This window comes from Eggerthella sp. BIOML-A1, assembly GCF_009875595.1.
Lineage (GTDB): Bacteria > Actinomycetota > Coriobacteriia > Coriobacteriales > Eggerthellaceae > Eggerthella > Eggerthella lenta.
In genome coordinates this window covers 1-3898 of the sequence record NZ_WWRZ01000019.1, presented here as the reverse complement: position 1 = coordinate 3898, position 3898 = coordinate 1, and the positions used below count along the sequence as shown (strand labels likewise).

The following is a 3898-nucleotide window of genomic DNA, read 5'->3' as shown; positions in this document are numbered from 1 at the left end:
CGGGGCGGAAGCCCCGCTGCACGTTGTAACGCAAAATTTATTTTGTGTTACAACGTGCGTCTCTTGCTAACCTCCATTCTGCCGTCGAGGCCGCATAATGGGGGAATGAAGATCGCGGGGAAAGGTGGCATTGATGGATTATCGGATGTTGTACGAAAAGCTGATTGCCGAAGCCGAGGAAAACGGGCTTGGAGGTGAGTTCGTGGATTGGGGGATCTCCATCAGCAAGTGGCGTGCCGACCCGGTGGCGCTCGCCCTGTACGGCTGGCTGCTGGAAAACGAGCCGGAGGGGATGGCCGCGAAGTCGGAAAATCAAATCGACTGGGAGATGGGAATCGTCGGAATGGCATCGAGCAGGCGGCGTGAGGAAGCGGTGAAATCATGGAGGCGAAGCCCTGGGGCGGCAGAACGGGAAAACGGCGGCTTCCTTGCGACGCTCGGCCTGTCGAACACGGAGCGCAGCGCGGCGAACGAGGCCATGATCGCGGAGATTCCCGAAGTGGCGTTCTTCTAGGCGCTTCAGGAAGGTGCTCAAAGCCGCGTCGGGGGCAACGAGAGCCGTTCTGAGGCCTGGTTTCGCCCTCGCATGAGGCGAAGTCGGTTGAGATGGAATCGGAGGCCCTGCGATGGGCCTCCGTCGCTTTGACGGTCATTCCCGGTGAACCTCTCCGTCCTTCACTGCGAGGTTTTGACCTTGGGTTTTCGGGTTGATTTGGGGTGGGGCTTTCTGCGACCCCCACCCCGGGGGATGCCGAACCCCGAACCCGGAACCCTGTTGACCTGGGGTTTTAGAAGCGAAAAACCGAGTTTTCCCAGGTCAAAAGGTTCCTTTTGAAATGGTGTTTTCCCTGGAAAGGTTCCGTAGGAACCAGGGCAAGAAAAAACCCGCCGGCGGCGAGGCGGGCGGGTCATGTTAGAATGGCCTCAGGCCGTTTGAGGTAGCAACTCAAACGACGCCGGAAACGAGACAGCAGCTCGCGCCCAGCACCACCTCGTATTGTATCACGAACGGGGGAAGTGCGGCCATGGTAGGTTCATACCATCCACGAAAACGAGTTGCCTCCGACACCAGGAGGTTTTTTTATGCCCTATGCCGATCCAGACAAGCAGCGCGAAGCAAAACGCAAGTACGAGCAGGAGAAACGCAAACAACGGCGCACGAACTGGATGCTCGTGTTCTACGAGGATCAGTGCCCGGAGTGGCGCGAAGAGCTCGACGAGCTGGGGATTCCGACGTTGGTGTCACCGTCACACGACGCCGACGAGTGGACGGCGCGCGACGAGAAGAAGAACCCCAAGCACAAGGCGGGCACGCTGAAGGAGCCGCACCGGCACCTGCTGGCGATGTACGACAACCCCGTCTCGTACGACCAGGTGATCGAGGACTTCGGGTTCCTGAAATCGAAGAACGTGAAGTACGTCAAGAGCCTGCCCGCGATGGCTCGCTACCTCACGCATATGGACAGCCCCGACAAAGCCCAGTACGACCCGGAGGGCGTTTGCGAGTTCGGCGGCGCGGACTGGCGGGACCTGTGCGCCACGACCTCGGACAAACACCTGGCGCTGCGGGAGATGCGGGCGTTCATACGCGAGAACAACGTCGTGGACTTCTATCTGTTCTGGGACTGGTGCGACGAGCACAACGACGAATGGTCGCGGCTCCTGGACGATTCCTGCTGCTACGCCATCGAGCACTACATGAGGAGCTTCCGCGCGGCGCAGGTGGTCACGCAGGAGGATCGCGAGGCGCTGCGCGCGAAGCGCGGGGACGATGGCTGCCATACGGATTGCCAGACGGGAGCCATACAGTCGTGAAAGTCAAAAAGACGTACCGCCTCGAACAGGAAACGATAGACGAGCTGGAAAAACTATGCTCCGACAGCGGAAAATCAGCAACGGAGGTCATCGAGGGTGCCATACACGATGCCATACGCTTGCCAGACACCGAGCGCGCCGGTGAAGGATGGGCGCAGACGGTTACCGCGCTCACGGAACAGCTCGCGGTGAAGGACGATCAGATAGCGAGCCTGGGGCGGGCGCTGGAAGCGGCGCAGGAGACGGCCAAAGCCGCCCAGGCGCTGCACGCGGCCAACGTCCAGGAGCGCGCGCTGGAAAGCTCCGAGCAGAAGGAGCGCCGGCGCTGGCGGTGGCCGTGGGATCGGCAGGACGGGTAGGTTTTTCCGGGAAAATCCATGGATGACCCGAACGTGGGACACCTGCGTGGGTTGACCCGTCGTATAACGTCCGAAGGGTGTTTTCCGACGAAGGGAGCGGATCGTGGCTGAGCGAATCAAGGTGGAGTATTTCGAGGAGCCTCCGGTTGTCTTGGAGGTTGGCGGTAGGCGCTCTTGGCAAGCGGAGACGGCCGACCAGTTCTGCAACATCTGGCACGAGACGACCGAGGGAAGCGACCACGTTACGCGCTGGGTAAAGAGCAGCTACGACGGGCGCATGGTGCGCGAATCGGACGAGGTATAATGCCCTCTGCGAAACATCTTGAGTTTTGCGGCTAACCTGGTCACGGAGTGTCTTAAAAACCGCAGATCGTCGGCTCTTTCGGGGGATTGCTTGGAGCCGGAACTAACTAAGCGCCCCATCTAGAATTCTCGCAGCGAGCGGCGTTCCTACTCCATGCCCTCCGTCATTTCGTGGAACGTCACGCCGAACCCGTCAGCGATCCTCTTCATGTTGTCGATGCTCACGTTACGGGCGCCGCGTTCCACATCGGCGAGGTAAGTCGGACTCATCCCGATCCGCGCGGCGAAGCCGCGTTGGGACAATCCGCGCTCGTCGCGCAGATCCTTGATCCTCAACCCGTATTGCACCCTTATCGTGGACATGCGCCCATGTTCCGGCATGGCCGGATGGCGAGCGCATCATTTTGAGTGAGCATTTAGCGCACGACGTGGTATCGTGGTCTGGTCGTAGGCATCGGAAGGATATTACGGACATGGCCATCGCCGTCCAGCTTGACGAAATAATGGAGGATCGAGGCGTATCACTCCAGAAGCTGTCGCACTGCGTGGGAATCACCAATGTGAACCTGTCGCGGATCAAGACCGGCAAGGTGCGATCCATGCGCTTCTCCACGCTCGAAAAGATATGCGAATCCCTGGAATGCCAGCCGGGCGACATATTGAAGTACGTGGAGCCATATCCGCCGAGAACGAACTGACGGTGAAGGGGATTTTCGCGAAGATGCCGGATTGATGAACGCTCCCGCGACGTTGCTGGAGCAGCATTCGGGAGCGTGCTATAATGCGAGACAATCGGTGCCCCGCCCACCCGGGCAGCATCGGTTAACTGACTAAGCCGGTTTTACCTTCCAGGGGAGACCGGCTTTCTTGTTGTCCCAACACCGTCCGTCATTCGTCGCGCCTCCCGACCAGGTCGATCAGCGCGACAACCACCAACAACAACTCGCATACCGCAACGACTGTCTGTGCGTCCATGAGCACTCCTTTCGGAAGCTGCCCAGGACATGACGGAGCACCGTCGGAGATTCTACCACGGACGCGGTTCCGGCTGTCCCTCGAGCAAGGGGCGGTGCCGCTGCCAAGCTCGTGCTCGAGGTGCGGGAAGAATACCCGCAGTGAAGGAGGCGGCGAAGTCAACCAAGACCAGGATGGCGTAGGCGCTTGAAAGCCATGCGGGAATCGGAAGGCATCCGGAAATTCGGCAGTGACAGGGTGCAAGCACCCTGTACCCTCTTTCGTTTCGAGCGGAGCGAGCGAGCGCAAGCGAGGGGCGTTACATCGCCCGCCGGACACGGCACGGAGGCACCGCCTCCGGCTTGCGCGCAACCGGCGCGCTCCAGGGTTCGGGGCGGAAGCCCCGCTGCACGTTGTAACGCAAAATTTATTTTGTGTTACAACGTGCGTCTCTTGCTAACCTCCAT

The 3898-nt window shown here is 60.1% G+C and carries 6 protein-coding genes; 5 read left to right on the top strand and 1 reads right to left on the bottom strand.

The window, feature by feature from the left end; genetic code table 11:
* Positions 1 to 124 precede the first annotated feature (124 nt).
* The 4 genes from GT590_RS14085 to GT590_RS14070 all read left to right on the top strand — a co-directional run bounded on the left by GT590_RS14085 (position 125) and on the right by GT590_RS14070 (position 2478).
* The gene (locus GT590_RS14085) at positions 125 to 514 is read left to right on the top strand and encodes a hypothetical protein (protein WP_161171191.1); all 390 of its coding nucleotides are present in this window, start codon (positions 125 to 127) and stop codon (positions 512 to 514) included.
* A 569-nt stretch (positions 515 to 1083) separates the two neighbouring features.
* Complete coding sequence (locus tag GT590_RS14080; RefSeq protein WP_151879177.1) at positions 1084 to 1815, top strand: replication protein; 732 nt, start codon at positions 1084 to 1086, stop codon at positions 1813 to 1815.
* Complete coding sequence (locus GT590_RS14075; RefSeq protein WP_151879176.1) at positions 1812 to 2174, top strand: hypothetical protein; 363 nt, start codon at positions 1812 to 1814, stop codon at positions 2172 to 2174. Before GT590_RS14080 ends, GT590_RS14075 begins: the two co-directional genes overlap by 4 nt.
* 103 nt (positions 2175 to 2277) lie before the next feature.
* On the top strand, positions 2278 to 2478 hold the full coding sequence (locus tag GT590_RS14070) for a hypothetical protein (protein ID WP_009608404.1): 201 nt from the start codon (positions 2278 to 2280) through the stop codon (positions 2476 to 2478).
* A 146-nt stretch (positions 2479 to 2624) separates the two neighbouring features.
* Here the strand turns inward: GT590_RS14070 and GT590_RS14065 are convergent, their stop codons facing one another.
* Positions 2625 to 2840 carry a helix-turn-helix domain-containing protein gene (locus tag GT590_RS14065; RefSeq protein WP_035576968.1) on the bottom strand — a complete coding sequence of 72 codons (216 nt, stop codon included), beginning with the start codon at positions 2838 to 2840 and terminating at the stop codon, positions 2625 to 2627.
* A gap of 110 nt (positions 2841 to 2950) precedes the next feature.
* Between GT590_RS14065 and GT590_RS14060 the strand changes: the two genes are divergently transcribed.
* Complete coding sequence (locus GT590_RS14060) at positions 2951 to 3175, top strand: helix-turn-helix transcriptional regulator (protein ID WP_161171190.1); 225 nt, start codon at positions 2951 to 2953, stop codon at positions 3173 to 3175.
* Positions 3176 to 3898 lie beyond the last annotated feature (723 nt).